Raw genomic sequence first — 14673 nt, forward strand, 5'->3', positions numbered from 1 at the left:
ATGTCCTCTCCCTCGGTGCCGTCGCTAGCCTGACGTTCTTCCGCAGGCGGACCTGTGCCTCTGCAGCGTGGTCGCCTCGGCGATGCGGGCTGCCCGGCGGTCGAGAAGGAGAGCTCGTGACCGACGAAGACGTCCCCGGACCCCGGACCGAGCGCCTTCGCGCGGGCGTGTACGCCTCGCACGACGGCACGGCCACGACCGTGATGGCGTGGCCCCGGTCCCTGGCGCTCGGGGACGGCGCGGCGGTCGACGAGCGGCTGCGGCAGCTCGTCGAGGGCGTGCCGGGCGGCGCCGACGACCCCGTGACCGCGCGGCTGCGCGAGGACGGCTGGCTCGTCCAGGAGTTCGGCGACGAGGACGGTGCCGGTTTCGTCATCCGACCGCTGCGGGCCGCGGCGGAACCCGCTCCGGCGCCTTCCGCGGACCTCGACCTCGACCTCTCGAGGTTCGCCGTGGTCCGCCGCGACGGCCCGGACCTGCTGGTGGAGTCGCCGCTCGCCAGTGCCGAGATCGTGCTGCACCGGCGGTCGCTCCTCGCCGAGGCGCTCTCGGGCGGCAGCGGGCTCGCCGCGGCCCTGCACCGCGAGCTGCGCCGGCACGGTTTCCTCACGGCACCGGGCGGTCCGGAGGACACGGAGCTCCGCTTCCGCCAGTGGGCACCCCACGAGCTGCTCTTCTGGGATCGGAGCCGACCGGGCCACCGCGGGGCGATCGGCGACTTCGGGGGCACGTGGTGGGGCGGGAAGGCGGGCTTCGCCCCGGAGGGCGCCGTCCCCACGCCGTTCGGCGGGCGCCGGGCCGCGCTCCCACCGGTCGACATCGCCGCCCTGAGGGCGGGCGACCCGCCCTACGCCGAGGTGGTCGAGCGAAGAGCGTCCCTGAGGCAGCACGACGAGTCCGCGCCGATCGATGTCGCCGAGCTCGGGGAGCTCCTCTTCCGGACGGACCGGGTCCGCGGGACCCGCGTCGACCACGGGACGGAGGTGGTCTGCTCGCCGCGACCGTCCGGCGGCTCGCTCGCCGAGCTCGAGCTGTACCTGGTCGTCTCGCGCTGCGCCGGGCTCGATCCGGCGTTCTACCACTACGACGCGCACCGCCACGAGCTCGAGGAGGTGTGCGGCATCGGCCGTCCCGCGGTGCGCAGGATGATCCGCGGCGCGAGCCGGGCGTCGGCGACGGACGCCGTCCCGCAGGTCCTGATCGTCGTCTCCGCCCGCGTCGGCCGCGTGATGTGGAAGTACGAGAAGATGGCGCTCGAGCTTGTCATGAAGGACACGGGGGTCCTCTACCAGGCGCTCGCCGGAGCGTGCAGCGCGATGGGGCTGGCGGGATGCCCGCTCGGCGTCGACGACCCCGTCGCCTTCGCCGAGGCGACCGGTCGCGATCCCCTCCTCGAGTGCAGCGTGGGCCAGTTCCTCGTCGGCTCGAGCCCGCGGTCGACCCCGGCGGTGGCGGCGTGAGCCTCGTCGTGGACACGAGCGCCTGCGTGGTCGACCGGGAGGGCTGCACCTACGGCATGACCGCCTCCGGCGACGTCGTCCTCACGGGCGAGATCGCCGGCTGGATCCGCCTCGTCGCCGCCTGGACCGAGGCGGGGATCGACGTCGACGAGCGCGCGCGGTCGCTCGATCCCGTCCGGGCCGATCAGCTCCGGCGCGTGCGGAGCGCGATGCTCTCCCTCGGCGTCCTCCGCGAGGCGCCCGTCGCCGGTCGCGTCAGCTTCCTCGGCGAGACGGCCCTCGCGGAACGGGCGGTGGTGCTCAACGGCCGCGCCCTGCCCGAGTCCTGCCTCGCCGTCGGCCCGGTCGCGGAGCGGTGGCTGATCGACGAGGTCCGACAGCATCGGGAGCGGACCTTCGGGGCGGTCCTGCTGCACGCGGGCGGGGCGCTCGTCGTCGGGCCGGCCTCCGGGTCGGACCTGCTCCCGGTGCTCGTCGCCGTGGCGGAGCGCGGCGTCGAGGCGGGCAGGCCCGTCGAGGGCGTCGTGCGACAGGCCGTCGCTCAGCTCGTCCGCCGCGTCGAGGCCGGCCGCACGGACCCGTGGCGGGCCAGGACGGTGACCGCGGCGGGATCGGTGCTCACCCGCATCAGCCCCCATCCGTGGCAGGCCGGGCAGCCGGAGGCGACCGGCCCGTTCGAGGAGCGGGCGACGACGGTCGTCGATCCCGACTTCGGGGTGCTCCGGCTGATCGAGGAGGCGGATCTGCCGCAGGTCCCGCGCCACCACTCCCGGGTCCGCGTCGCCTGCGACGCCGTCGTCGCGAGGCGCGACGTCGAGGTCGTCGGCGAGGGCGCCGACTTCGCGGCGGCGCGGTCCGACGCGGTCCGCCGGGCGCTCGCGGTCCGCGCGGAGTCGGTCCTCGATCCGCGCCGGGTGCTCGACGGGGCCGGTCGGGCGGTCGCCGCTCCCACCGCGAGCCTCGAGGAGCTGCGCGAGGCCGTCCGCCGCGTGGTCGCCGCGCACACGGCGTCCACCGTTCCGGGCCGGCTGCTGGCCGACGGTTCCACCCTCCGCGTGCCGGTCTCGCTCGCCTTCCGCTGCTCGGACGCGGCACCGGCGACCGGAGGTCTCGGAGTCGCCGAGACGGCGGAGGAGGCGCTGAGGTTCGCCCGGGAGACGGCTCCCGCCTCCGATCCGCGGGCCGTCGTCGTCGACCTGGACCACGACCCCGTCGTGGCGAGACTCGGACTCGTCGTCCGGAAGGTGGTGATCCTGCCGTGAGCGCGAACGAGACCGTGGTCGCCGGCCAGGAGGACGGACTGCTCCAGCGAGCGCTGGCCGGCATCGGCGCAGCGAGGGGCGTGACCGTCCGAGCGTCCGACACCTGGCGGATCCCCGACCCTCCCGCGAACGAGGTGCCGTGGCTGCCTGCGCACGTCGAGGTGAACCGCCTCGTGATCGGGCCCCTCGTGCGTCCCGGCGTCCCAGGGTGCCCGCGGTGCCTGGCGCTCCGGCGCGAGCGCCTGGGCGGCGCGGAACCCTGGCGGCGGCAGCTGCGGGAGGAGTGCGCGGAGCAGCTCGAGGGCCGGCGCCCGGAGGCGCTCGACGAGCTGGCGGCCGAGGTCGCGGCGATCGCGCTCGAGCGCCTGCTCGCTCAGGAGCGGGACGACGCGGGCGCCGCGCGGCGGGTCGCCGTGGTCCGCCTCGACACGCTGGAGGTGGAGTCGCACGCCTTCCTCCCCGAGCCCCTCTGCGAGCTCTGCGGCGACCTCCCGGACGACACCGCCGTGCTCGCCCAGCACGTCCTCACGCCGCAGCCCAAGACCGCTCCGTTCGGCGCGCGGATCCGCGACGTCGTCGGCGAGGCCGACGCCCTCCGCTCCCTCTACATCGACCCCTTCTGCGGGACGATCGCCGCCACACGCCGCGGGGACGAGGGCGGGCTGGTCATGGCGGCCGCGCCGATGCCGATGCGCCTGGACGGCTTGGTCGAGCCGGGCTACGGCCGCGGTCGCGACTACCGGTCCGCCGAGGTCACCGCGGTGCTGGAGGCGCTCGAGCGGTACGGGGGAGTCGCCCCGGGCGGGCGCCGGTCGACCGTGCGCGGAAGCTTCCGGGAGCTCGTTGCTGAGGCCGTGCACCCTGACGTCTTCGGTCGGCATCCGGACGAGTCCTACGACGACCCGGCCTTCCGGTACCGGCGGTTCGACGAGGACGTGCCGATCCAGTGGGTGTGGGCGCACTCCTTCGCCGAGGGGCGCGCGCGACTGGTCCCCGAGGCTCTCGCCTACTACTTCTCGCAGCGACTGCGCGGGGACGACCCGGTCTCGTACTACGAGGTCTCGAACGGCTGCGCGCTCGGCTCCTCCTGGGAGGAGGCCGCCCTGCACGGTCTGCTGGAGACGATCGAGCGCGACGCGTTCCTCTGCACCTGGTACACCCGCACCACGCCCGCCGCCATCGACCTGAGCAGCTGCCGCGATCCGCTCGTCCCCGCCCAGGCGGTGGCGATCACCGCGGCGACCGGCTTCGACGTCGCCGCCTTCGACGTCACGACGGACTGGGGGATTCCGGCGGTGTGGCTGCTGGCGACGCGGCAGGGCGGCTCCGGACCGGCCGCGCTCTGCACCGCCGGCGCGGCCCTCGACCCCGAGCGCGCGCTGCTCGGCGCGCTGAGCGAGCTCGGCCCGATCCTGGCGGACCTCCTCCGGCGCTACCCGGGCGAGGAGGCGCACGCCGCGGAGATGGTGCGCGATCCGCTCGCCGTGCGGACGATGCTCGACCACTCCGCCCTGTACGCGCATCCGGACGCCCTCCACCGCCTCGAGTTCCTGCGCGATGGTCCGACGATCGGCATCGACGACGTCGGGGGAGCGCACCGCGTCCGCCCGGACGCCGCGGATCTGGCGGTCGATCTCCGTGCCGTGGTGGAGCGGATCGGCGAGGTGCTCGTCGTCGACCAGACCACGCCGGAGCACCGCGCCGGCGGTTTCTCCTGCGTGAAGGTGCTCGTGCCGGGTGCCGTGCCGATGACGTTCGGCCACCGCAACCGCAGGACCGACGGGCTGCCCCGACTCCTCGAGCTGCCGCGGCGGCTCGGCAGGCTCGACCGCGACCTGCTCCCGGACGAGCTGAACCCCGACCCGCATCCGTTCCCGTGACGCCCTCGTCCGGGAGCGACGCAGATGCGCGGACCGACCCGGGTCTGCGCCGGGGCTCGGAGGTCGCCCATCCGCGCCGGCCCGAGACCGCCGATCCGCGGCGGCGGGAGCGCATCCTCGACGCGATGCGCGATCTCGTCCTCCGCTGGGGCTACCGCAAGGTCTGCATGCAGGACGTGGCCGACGCCGCGCACGTCGGCAAGGGCACGCTCTACCTGCACTGGAGCAGCAAGGACGAGCTCCTCGACGCGGTCCTCGTCCGCGAGGCGGGCCGGATCGACGCCGAGCTCGGAGCGGCCCTCCTGCGGCGGCCGGAGCTGGTCGCCTTCGGCCTCACCGCGGCGATGCTCTTCCACGGGACCATGGCGGTGCCGCTGCTCCGCGCCTACAACCGCGGTGACGCCGCGGTCCTCGGCTCGCGTGGAGCCCGGCCCGGCTCGTCCGACCGGCTCGGGCTCTCCCTCGTCTCCCGGCTCTCCGATCCGCACTACCTCGGGGCGCTCAGCCGGCACCACCTCGTGCTCGGCGACGCGCGCTCCGAGTCCGGGCGCCTGGCTGTCGGAGCGGTCGTCGGCGGCTTCGTCCTCCGCCCGGAGGGGGCCGCCGACGCGGATCGGCCGGGTGACTCCGATCGGTCTCGCGACGCCGAGCGGGCCGGCGACTGCGCCCGGCTCCTCGGGACGGTCCTGCAGCGGTCCTTCGGGCAGCCGCCTCACGACCGCCACGCCGAGTACGCGGCGGCGGTCGCTGAGACGGTCTCGCCGGCGGGCCGGTGGATCGTTCCGCCTCCCCCTCCGACGGCAGAAGGCTCCCGTCCCGACTGACGCGGGACGGGAGCCGGGGGCGGCACGCGGAGGGACGCGTGCTCGCGAGCCGTGCCGAGGGGCCGAGAGGCCGGCTCTCGGCGACGGCGGTCAGGCGGCGGGCCCGCCGCAGCAGATGTAGCAGACGCAGTTCGAGTCGGCGAGCTCCTTCATGCCGTGACCGGCGGTCAGGGACTCGACTGTCCCGCCCCGCTCCGCCACCTCGAACACGGTCATCGGCAGGTCCCGGACGTCCGTCGTGTGCTTCTCGTTCATGGTCTCTTCTCCTTCGCTCTGTGCGCGTCGTGCCCGGGACGGGCCCCGAGGCGATGACCCGACTCTGCGCCGGTGACCGGCGGGCTCCCTCCTCCGATGAACGGGTGACCGGGATCCGCGGTCGGTCACCCGTCGGCGCGGACGCCATGGTGGCGCTGCCATCCGCCAGATGGCGGGCGGATATGCGTCGGTGACCGGATGACTCCGGGGCCGCGCGTCGGCAGAGTGACGGGTGGCGCCGAACCCTCCCGGGGAGTCGCCCCACCCGCACTTCCTGTCGAAGGAGACACGATGCACGTCCACGGACCCACCACCCGACTGCGCCGCACGGCCGTCGCACTGGCCGCTGCCGCGGTCGTGCTGCTCCCGCTGAGCGGCTGCCAGAGCGCATCGACGACGCCGGCCGGTGAGCGCCCCGCCGAGTGCGACGGCGTCGACCTGACCCGCGTCGGCTACTCGCCCTACTCCAACACCGGCGGGTACTTCCCGCTGGTCGAGAAGGGGCTGGAGGGCATCCTGTCCGACTGCGGCATCGACGTCGTCACCTCCGATCCCGACGGCGAGTCCGGCGAGCAGGTGTCCGGAATCGAGAACCTCGTCGCGGCCGGTGCGAAGGCCGTGATCGTGTGCCCGACGGACCCGAAGGCGATCTCGCCGGTCGCGCGCCGCCTCACCGGGCAGGACGTCCTCGTGATCGGGCTGGCGACCGACATCCCCGAGGCCGACGTCGTCTTCAACCTCGACGACCGCGCCTTCGGCGAGCTCGAGGGCGAGAGCGCCGGCGGCTGGCTGGCGGCGAACCGCGCGGACGAGGTGCCCACCGTCGCGATCCTGCACCAGGACTCCGGCGGCGAGCCGCTGATCGCCCGGCACGAAGGCGTCATCGCCGGGATCGACGCCGTGCTCGGCGAGGGGAAGTGGACGCTCGTCAGCGAGGTCGAGGCGTACCAGGAGGACACCGGCAACGCGCAGACCTCGACCGTCCTGCAGGCGCACCCCGATCTCGACCTCATCGTCGGTCTGAACGACTCCAGCGCGCTCGGCGCGATCTCCGCGGTCAAGGCCTCCGGACGCACCCCCGGCGAGGACGTCGGGATCGTCACCGGCGGCGAGGACGCGCGCATCCTGCGGGGCGTCCTCTCCGGCGAGGTCGTCTCCACGGTGGGCCTCTTCCCGGTCCAGCAGGGGGAGATCATCGCGCGCGCGGTCCTCGAGCTCGCCTCGGGCGGCGAGGTCGAGCGCGAGCAGATCGTGCCCGTCGAGCTGGTGACGGCGGAGAACGCCCAGGGGATCCTGGACTCCCTCGGATGACGGCATCGCTCGAGCCCGCCGCCGTCCTCACCGTCCGCGGCGTGAGCAAGGCCTTCGGCGGGGTGGCCGCCCTCTCCGGCGTCGACCTGTCGGTCCACGCGGGACGGATCCTCGGCCTGGCCGGCGCCAACGGGGCCGGCAAGTCCACGCTCATCAACATCCTCACCGGCCAGCTCCCGCCCGACACCGGCGAGCTGCGAGTGGGCGGCGAGCCGGTCTCGTTCTCGAGCCCGCGCGAGGCGCAGCGCCACGGGATCGGCGTCGTGCGCCAGGAGCTCGACCTCGTGCCCGATCTCACAATCGCCGAGAACCTCTTCCTCGGGGACGAGCGCCCGTTCCAGCGGGCCCTGCAGCTCGACCGCCGGCGGATGCGGGAGGCCGCCCGCGCGCTGCTGCGCCGGATGGGGCTGGAGAACGACGTCGACGAGCTGGTGCGCGACGTGTCGATCGGCGACCGCCAGCTCGTGGCGGCGGCCCGTGCGCTGCGCAGCGCCGGATCCGTGCTGCTGCTGGACGAGCCGACCTCCTCGCTGACGCCGTTCGAGGCGGCACGCCTCTTCCGCGTCATGCGCTCGCTCAGCGACGAGGGCGTCGGCGTGGTCTTCATCTCGCACCGGCTCGACGAGGTCGTGCAGCTCTGCGACAGCATCGTCGTGCTGCGGGACGGCCGGGTCGCCGGCGAGTTCGCGGCCACGGCGGACGTGCTGCCGCAGGTCGTCGACGCCATGGTGCCGGGCTCCGCCGCCGTCGTCCGGGGCGACCGGGCCCCGTCGCTCGGCGAGCCCGCGTTCGTCGGCGGAGCGATGGTGATCAAGGGCCGCCCGCCCGTCGACCTCGCGATCCGGCGGGGCGAGGTGCTCGGCGTCTTCGGCCTCGTCGGCGCGGGGAAGTCCTCGATCGGCCGCTCGATCGCCGGCCTCGAGACCCTGCAGTCCGGCTCGATGCAGCTCGGCGGCCGGCCCTACAGTCCGCGCTCCGCGGCCGCCGGCTTCGCCCGGGGCGTCGCCTACCTCTCCGAGGACCGCCGCACCGAGGGGATCCTGCCGCACCTCAGCGTGCGGCAGAACATGATCGTCCGGGCCCCGCGGGACGTCGCTCGCGGCGGCGTCTTCGACCGGCGCGCGGTGACCGCCCTGATCCGCGAGATGACGTCCCGCCTGCGGATCAAGGCAGCGAGCGACGCCCTCGACATCCGCTCGCTCTCGGGGGGCAACCAGCAGAAGGTGCTCGTCGGGCGCCTGCTCGCCGAGGACCTGTCCCTGCTCGTCCTCGACGAGCCCACCCACGGCATCGACGTCCGGGCCAAGGCCGACCTGATCGACACGGTCTGGGACCTCACCGGCAAGGGCGTCGCCGTCCTGCTGATCAGCTCGGAGATCGCCGAGCTGCGCGCCGCCTGCGACCGGATCATCGTCGTCCGCAACGGCGCCGTCGTCCGGGAGCTCCCGGCCACCACCGCCACCGAAGGAGAACTGATGTCCGCAGCGACCGGAGGCGTCTCGTGACCCGCCTCGACACTCCCGCTTCTGAGCTCGCCCGCGCTCCGCGCCGCGGCCTCGATCAGGAGCGCCTCGCCACGATCGTCCTCCCGGTGGCGCTGGCCGTGATGATCGTCGTCTTCGCCGTCAGCTCGTCGACCTTCTTCACCGTCGACAACCTGTTCGTCGTGCTCCGGCAGTCGGCGGTGCTCGGCGTCGCGGCGATCGGGGCGACGATCATCCTGATCGCCGGCCGGCTCGACATCAGCCAGGGCGCGCTGATCGCGGCGTCCGGGATCACCTGCGTGTCGCTGCTGCAGGTCGGGCTGCCGCCGCTCGTCGCCGTCCTCGGCGCGATCGCGCTCGGGGCCCTGCTCGGGCTCGTCAACGGCGTGCTGACCGAGACGCTCCGGATCCCCGGCTTCATCTCCACGCTCGCCGTGGCGCTGGTCGTCCGCGGTGCCGCGCAGGTCTGGACCAGCGGGCAGTCGATCGCGGCCCCGGTCGTCGAGGGCTTCGATCTCCTGCTCTGGGTCGGCACCGGGTCGATCGGCCCGCTCCCGGTCGCGGTGGTGCTGGTGACCGTGCTCTACATCGTCGCGTGGCTCGTGATGCGCACGACGACCTGGGGGCTGCGCTCGTACGCCATCGGCTCCTCCGGCCGGGCCTCGAGGGTGGCAGGGCTCCGGGTGAACGTGCACGCGATGCAGGTCTTCGTGGTCGCCGGGGCGCTCTCGGCAGTGGCGGGCGTGCTGCTCGCGGGGCGGCTCGGCTCCGGCTCCGCGAACAACGGGCAGGGCGCCGAGTTCGACATCTTCGCCGCGGTCGTCCTCGGCGGGACCTCGCTCTTCGGCGGCCGCGGCAGCATTCCGCGCACCGCGCTCGGCATCGTCTTCCTCTCGACGCTGAGCAACGGCCTCGTGATCCTGAATGTATCGTCCTACTGGCAGGGCATCGCGACGGGGACCGTGCTGGTGCTCGCCCTGGCGATCGACCGGTTGCGAGCACGCGATGACGAGTGAGGCTGTGACGCATGGAGGGTCTTCTCCGGCGGTTGTCCGAGGGCGGCGAGAGCGGTGCGGACGCGCTGCGCGTCGTCAGCTTCTTCGACAAGCTCCAGCAGTTCCGGGCCGGGATCGACGAGCTGGTGCGGTCGACGGCGATGCTGATCGGGACCGAGGCGGGCTTCGCCGGTCCGGGCGGCGGCTGCGGCTTCGACAGCCTCGGTCGCGCGCGGCCGCAGGATCCGCCGGCCGGAGCGATCAGCACCGGGATCGGCGGCGGCACCGCGGACGCCGGCCTGGTCTGGGTGGTGCCCTCGAGCAGCGACGCGGACATGGCGCAGCTGATCCTCGAGCGCATGTCGCTGACCGCGGCCACGATCCTCATCCGGCAGGCCGACGCGGCCCGGCTGGGCGACGGCGAGCCGCTGCGGATGCTGATCGAGGCGCTGCCCTCGATCACCGAGCACCGGGAGGAGGCGCTGCGGCGGCTGGGCTTCCGGCCGGACTGGCGGGTCCGCGTCGTCCTCGCCCGAGGCTCGGGCGGATCTCTCTCGGACCCGCGCACTTGGCGGGAGTGGTGCGGGCCGGAGCACCGCTGCACGGCTCCGGTGCGGTTCGGGACGGTGCACGCGGTGCTGGTGCACGGCTCCGGGACCCTGCCCGGTGCGCTCCCCGAGGGCGCCGAGACCGTCGCCGTCGGAGCGAGCGCCTCGGCGCTGTCGCCGCGGGACTCCTACCTCTCCGCGCTGCGGACGCTGCGGCTGTGCTCGCCGACGCTCGGTCCGCGCGCTCTCGCGCACGATGCGCTCGGCTCCCTGCGCTGCCTCGCCCGGGTCTCCCCGGCGGAGGCCGCCGGCTCGGAGCTCGTGCAGCGGATGCGGCTCCTGGTGCGGACGCCCGTCGGCCTGGGCGAGATCCTCGCCCTGGACGCGTACTGCCGCCACGCGAACGTCCGCGCGGCGGCGGCGGAGCTCCTGCTGCATCACAGCTCCCTGGGGCACCGGCTGAAGAACGTGGGCGCGAAGCTGGGGATCGACGTGTTCGAGGCCGCGCAGCGCAACGACGTGTGGCTCGCGCTGCAGCTGCTGCGGATCGCCGAGGCGGAGCCGGACGAGGCGTGAGCCCCCTCGGCGCGGCAGGCGGTGGCCGCCGTGGACGCTGAGCTCGCCGCCGCCACCGAGCTGATGGTGCGGCCGGACCTGAACGACGTCGAGGGGACCCGGCTGCTGATGGGCTCGTCGACGATGCAGCCGTCCTCCGCCGAGGTGGAGTTCGGCGGGTCGGTCGTGATCGAGTCGCGCTCGGTGCGCCTCGACGGTCACGACATCGCCCTGCGGCTCTACCGGCCGTCGGCGTCGGTCGGGTCCGCCCTGCTGTTCCTGCACGGCGGTGCGTTCGTCGCGGGGGACCTCCTCTCCGAGAACGCCCGCTGCCTGCGCTACGCCGGCGACGCGGGCTGCCTCGTCGTCTCCGTCGACTACCGCCTCGCGCCCGAGCACCCCTACCCGCAGGGCCTGCACGACTGCCGTGCGGTGCTGCGGTGGATCGTCGAGCGGGCGGCGGAGCTCGGGATCGATCCCGCGCGGATCGCCGTCGCCGGAGTCAGTGCCGGCGGCGCGCTGGCGGCGGGGGTGAGCATGCTCGCGCTCGACGAGGGCGAGCGGGTGCCGCGCGCGCAGCTGCTGCTGTTCCCCGTGCTCGACGACCGCCTCCGGACGACGTCGATGCGGGAGTTCGACGCCACGCCGGTCTGGGACAACCGCAACGCCGAGGTGATGTGGCGGCTCTACCTCGGCGGGCGGGAGGCCGACGCGTACGCGGCACCGGCTCGCCGCGAGTCGCTTCTCGGGCTGCCGGAGACGTACCTCCTCGTCGCGGAGCTCGATCCGCTGCGGGACGAGGCGCTCCACTTCGGCGCACGGCTCCTGGAGCAGGGGGTGCCCGTCGATCTGCGGCTCTGGGCGGGGACGTACCACGTGTTCGATCAGCTCGTACCCGACGCCGCGGTCTCGCGCGCCAGCCTCGAGGATCAGGTGCGGTTCCTCCGGCGGACCCTGCGCCCCTGAGCGGGGAGAGCCCTCAGCAGGCGCCGGCCGCGGACCGCGCCGCGCGCGCCGACCGCTCCGCGAGGCGCGCGAACGCCTCGCGCAGCTCCCGCGGCTCGACGTCGCTGATCGGCGCGTCGAAGCGGGCGATCGTTGCGGCGAGGCCGGGCCAGGACCAGGAGCCGACGCGGATCCGGCAGCGGCCGTCCGGCTCGACGGTCAGCGTGCCGTCGCCGAGGTACGGGGCGATCCGCGCGGCGTCGGCGTCGAGCGTCGCCGAGCCCCAGTGCGGCCAGGTGTCCGCTCCGGTCGAGCCCTTGAAGCGGGCGGAGAGGAACGCCGCGGGGTCGCCGCCGGGCACGGTCCGCGGGGTGAAGGCGGCGCCGGTATGGCTGCGGAGCCGGATCCGGTCGACCCGGTAGGTGCGCCAGTCGTCGCGCTCGGCGGTCCAGCCGATCAGATACCAGCTGCCGCCGGCGAGGACGAGGTGGTGCGGCTCGGTGGCGCGCACGGCGTCGGTCGGTCCTGCGGGGGAGTCGTAGTCGAACCGCAGGGTCAGCGCGTCGCGGATCGCGTCGCCGATCCGCAGCAGCACCCCGGAGTCGGCGCGCGCCCCGGCCGGGCGGGTCGCGGTGCCGGCGCTCGCCGCGAGTCCGTCGATCCGGTGCGCCAGGCGGCTCGGCAGCAGTCGTCGGATCGTCCGAAGCGCCCGCTCGGCCGCCTCGTCGAGGTCGGTGCCGAGGGCGCCGGCGGTCCGCAGCGCCAGGGCGATCACGACGGCCTGCTCGTCGTCGAAGAGCAGCGGCGGCAGCTCCGTGCCGGCGGCCAGGCGGTAGCCGCCGTCGGGGCCGCGCGTGGTCTCGATCACGTAGTCGAGCTCGCGCAGCCGCTCGACGTCGCGCCGGACGGTGCGCTCGCTCACCTCCAGCCGCTCCGCCAGCACCGGCGCCGACCAGTCGCGGCGCGACTGCAGCAGCGACAGGAGGGCGAGCAGCCGCTTCGAGGTGGAGGGCGAGGAGGCGATGGGCACGGATCGATCATCGCGCGCGAAGCGGACGTTCCCTGGCCGGTACCGACGAGATGGTGGAGTCAGCCCCGGGAAACGGGGAGAACCGCGGCCCACCCGCCGCGCACTGAAGGAGCACACCCATGACCGCAGCAGTCGTCGCACACCTCAACTTCACCGGCCGGGCCCGCGCGGCCCTCGAGTACTACGCCGCCGCGTTCGGCGGTCAGGCGGTCGTCCGCACCTACGGCGACTTCGGGATGCCGGCGGGCCTGCCCGACGCCGAGCGGGTCGTCCACGGCCAGGTCGTCGGCGCGGAGGGCTTCAGCGTGATGGCGTACGACGTCCCCTCGAGCGAGGCGGATCTGCAGGCGGGAGCCACGCGCCGCGAGAACGGCACGACGATCACCGACCGTCCCTTCTTCCTGGCGCTGCAGGCCGCGACCCTCGAGGAGGCGACCGGCCACTGGGACGCGCTCGTGGACGGAGCGAGCATCGTCGAGCCGCTCGCGGCGTCGGCCTGGTCGGCCGGGTTCGGCATGCTCACCGACCGTTTCGGGGTCGTCTGGGCGATCAGCGTCGTCGAGCAGCAGGGCTGAGCGCGGGCGGGTGGCCGTGCGGCGCGGCCGCCCGGACCCTCCGGCGCGAATTCCGGGCGACGGATGGCTTTCCGGAGCGCTCTGGGTACTATGTCCCGACGCGGTGGGAGTCCCCTCCTCCGCGCCCGCGGGTCCCGGACCCGCCCTCAGCTCCACACCCCCGGCCCCACCAGCCCCAGCCCTCAGACGAACGGGAGACGGATGCGCACGACGCGCCCTTCGACGGACCACTCCGCCGCGGACGAGTCGGCGCGCACGCCGCGACCCCACGTCCGGCACGGACGGCAGAAGCGGCACAGCCTGCCGCGGACCCTCGTCAAGGCCGCTGCGACCGTCTCGGGAGTGGGCATCGTCGCCTCGATCTCGATCGTCGCGATCGCCGCGACCCTGCTCGTGCAGTCCGCGCAGCCGTCGGTCAGCCTGCACCCGGTCGCCGCGGGCTCCGAGGTCGCAGCCGGCTCGGTCCCCGAGATCGGCGCCCTCGAGGGCGGCTTCAACGTCCTCGTCGTCGGCAGCGATTCGCGCCAGGGTCAGGGCGACGCCTACGGCGACCCGGACGAGGAGACCAGCGTCCTCAACGACGTGAACATGCTGATGCACGTCTCCGCCGACCACAGCAACGCGACCGTCGTCAGCTTCCCCCGCGACATGTACGTCGACATCCCGTCCTGCGTCAACGCTGTGACGGGGGAGACCATCCCCGCCCGCTCCGACACCAAGATCAACGAGGCGATGGGCAAGGACGTCAGCCTCGGCTGCGTCGCCGGCGTCGCCGAGGAGCTCCTCGGGGTCCGGGTCGACTACGGCGCGGTCGTGCAGTTCAACGGCGTCATCGAGATGTCGAACGCGATCGGCGGCGTCGACGTCTGCGTCGCCACCGAGATCGCGGACCCGTACACCAACACCTACCTCGAGCCGGGTGTGCACTCGCTCGAGGGCATGGCCGCGCTGCAGTTCCTGCGCAGCCGGCACGGCATCGGCGACGGCAGCGACCTCACCCGCATCAGCAACCAGCAGGTCTTCCTCTCCTCGCTGGTCCGCCAGGTCAAGAGCGCCGACACGCTGCTCAACCCGGTCGCGCTCTACGGACTCGCCAAGGCCGCGCTGGGCAACATGACGCTCTCGACCGAGCTCAACAACGTGAACACCCTCGTGCAGATGGGCCTCGCGCTGAAGGACGTCGACATCGCGAACGTGGTGTTCGCCCAGTACCCCACCGGCGCGACCTCCGGCGGCGTCGTCCCCGACCGCACGGCGGGCGACGTGCTCGCCACCGCCCTGCAGACCGACCAGCCGATCGCCCTCACCGGCGGGACCGGTGCCGGCGCGACGACCACCGGCGAGCCCGAGGCGCCGACGGCGACCGAGGCCCCCGCCGCGGGCCCCGCGACCACCGACCCGCTCGCGACCGCGGAGGCCACCCCCGGCGCCCCGGCCGATCCCGCCACGCCCGCCGCCGGCACCCCGGTCGAGCTGCCCGAGGCGATCACCGGCCAGCCGGCCGACCAGCAGACCTGCTCGGTCGGATTCTTCGGCTGACGCCGAGGCG

General features: G+C 74.3%; 13 protein-coding genes. 11 read left to right on the forward strand and 2 right to left on the reverse strand.

Annotated features, from left to right (window positions below):
- The first annotated feature begins 116 nt into the window (after positions 1–116).
- The 4 genes from GTU73_RS05065 (at position 117) to GTU73_RS05080 (ending at position 5426) form a co-directional block, all read left to right on the forward strand.
- On the forward strand, positions 117–1460 hold the full coding sequence (locus GTU73_RS05065; protein WP_160087549.1) for a SagB family peptide dehydrogenase: 1344 nt from the start codon (positions 117–119) through the stop codon (positions 1458–1460).
- Positions 1457–2722 carry a hypothetical protein gene (locus GTU73_RS05070; RefSeq protein ID WP_160087551.1) on the forward strand — a complete coding sequence of 422 codons (1266 nt, stop codon included), beginning with the start codon at positions 1457–1459 and terminating at the stop codon, positions 2720–2722. Before GTU73_RS05065 ends, GTU73_RS05070 begins: the two co-directional genes overlap by 4 nt.
- Positions 2719–4602, forward strand: coding sequence for a TOMM precursor leader peptide-binding protein (locus GTU73_RS05075; RefSeq protein WP_160087553.1), 1884 nt, complete (start codon positions 2719–2721; stop codon positions 4600–4602). Before GTU73_RS05070 ends, GTU73_RS05075 begins: the two co-directional genes overlap by 4 nt.
- A gap of 125 nt (positions 4603–4727) precedes the next feature.
- On the forward strand, positions 4728–5426 hold the full coding sequence (locus GTU73_RS05080) for a TetR/AcrR family transcriptional regulator (RefSeq protein WP_160087554.1): 699 nt from the start codon (positions 4728–4730) through the stop codon (positions 5424–5426).
- 90 nt (positions 5427–5516) lie between these two features.
- Here GTU73_RS05080 and GTU73_RS05085 read toward each other — a convergent pair whose 3' ends face one another.
- Positions 5517–5681 (reverse strand): thiomuracin/GE37468 family thiazolyl RiPP peptide, encoded by a 165-nt coding sequence (locus GTU73_RS05085; protein WP_160087556.1) that lies wholly within the window; start codon positions 5679–5681, stop codon positions 5517–5519.
- A gap of 291 nt (positions 5682–5972) precedes the next feature.
- Between GTU73_RS05085 and GTU73_RS05090 the strand changes: the two genes are divergently transcribed.
- From GTU73_RS05090 to GTU73_RS05110, 5 genes are read left to right on the forward strand one after another with little or no spacing between them, the layout of a single operon-like run.
- On the forward strand, positions 5973–6992 hold the full coding sequence (locus GTU73_RS05090; protein ID WP_160087558.1) for a sugar ABC transporter substrate-binding protein: 1020 nt from the start codon (positions 5973–5975) through the stop codon (positions 6990–6992).
- A complete protein-coding gene (locus GTU73_RS05095; RefSeq protein ID WP_160087560.1) occupies positions 6989–8497 on the forward strand; it encodes a sugar ABC transporter ATP-binding protein in 1509 nt (502 codons plus the stop codon). The genes GTU73_RS05090 and GTU73_RS05095 overlap by 4 nt, the downstream gene beginning before the upstream one ends.
- Positions 8494–9492 (forward strand): ABC transporter permease, encoded by a 999-nt coding sequence (locus GTU73_RS05100; protein WP_160087562.1) that lies wholly within the window; start codon positions 8494–8496, stop codon positions 9490–9492. The genes GTU73_RS05095 and GTU73_RS05100 overlap by 4 nt, the downstream gene beginning before the upstream one ends.
- An 11-nt stretch (positions 9493–9503) precedes the next feature.
- Positions 9504–10595: a helix-turn-helix domain-containing protein gene (locus GTU73_RS05105; RefSeq protein WP_160087564.1), complete on the forward strand. Its 1092-nt coding sequence runs from the start codon at positions 9504–9506 to the stop codon at positions 10593–10595.
- Positions 10596–10625: 30 nt separating this feature from the next.
- Positions 10626–11540 (forward strand): alpha/beta hydrolase, encoded by a 915-nt coding sequence (locus GTU73_RS05110; RefSeq protein ID WP_160087566.1) that lies wholly within the window; start codon positions 10626–10628, stop codon positions 11538–11540.
- Positions 11541–11553: 13 nt separating this feature from the next.
- Here the strand turns inward: GTU73_RS05110 and GTU73_RS05115 are convergent, their stop codons facing one another.
- A complete protein-coding gene (locus GTU73_RS05115) occupies positions 11554–12549 on the reverse strand; it encodes a WYL domain-containing protein (RefSeq protein WP_160087568.1) in 996 nt (331 codons plus the stop codon).
- A 119-nt stretch (positions 12550–12668) separates the two neighbouring features.
- Here GTU73_RS05115 and GTU73_RS05120 point away from each other — a divergent pair, with 119 nt between their 5' ends.
- Positions 12669–13124: a VOC family protein gene (locus tag GTU73_RS05120; RefSeq protein WP_160087570.1), complete on the forward strand. Its 456-nt coding sequence runs from the start codon at positions 12669–12671 to the stop codon at positions 13122–13124.
- A gap of 201 nt (positions 13125–13325) precedes the next feature.
- A complete protein-coding gene (locus GTU73_RS05125; protein ID WP_160087572.1) occupies positions 13326–14663 on the forward strand; it encodes an LCP family protein in 1338 nt (445 codons plus the stop codon).
- Positions 14664–14673: the final 10 nt, after the last annotated feature.

Origin of the sequence: Rathayibacter sp. VKM Ac-2804 (assembly GCF_009866655.1) — a bacterium.
GTDB lineage: Bacteria > Actinomycetota > Actinomycetes > Actinomycetales > Microbacteriaceae > Rathayibacter.

Excerpts from the sequence above, each read along its gene's own strand:
- GTU73_RS05125 (WP_160087572.1), top strand. The coding sequence starts at position 13,326 with ATGCGCACGACGCGCCCTTCGACGGACCACTCCGCCGCGGACGAGTCG.
- GTU73_RS05080 (WP_160087554.1), top strand. The coding sequence starts at position 4,728 with ATGCGCGATCTCGTCCTCCGCTGGGGCTACCGCAAGGTCTGCATGCAG.
- GTU73_RS05105 (WP_160087564.1), top strand. The coding sequence starts at position 9,504 with ATGGAGGGTCTTCTCCGGCGGTTGTCCGAGGGCGGCGAGAGCGGTGCG.
- GTU73_RS05120 (WP_160087570.1), top strand. The coding sequence starts at position 12,669 with ATGACCGCAGCAGTCGTCGCACACCTCAACTTCACCGGCCGGGCCCGC.
- GTU73_RS05095 (WP_160087560.1), top strand. The coding sequence starts at position 6,989 with ATGACGGCATCGCTCGAGCCCGCCGCCGTCCTCACCGTCCGCGGCGTG.
- GTU73_RS05085 (WP_160087556.1), bottom strand. The coding sequence starts at position 5,681 with ATGAACGAGAAGCACACGACGGACGTCCGGGACCTGCCGATGACCGTG.
- GTU73_RS05090 (WP_160087558.1), top strand. The coding sequence starts at position 5,973 with ATGCACGTCCACGGACCCACCACCCGACTGCGCCGCACGGCCGTCGCA.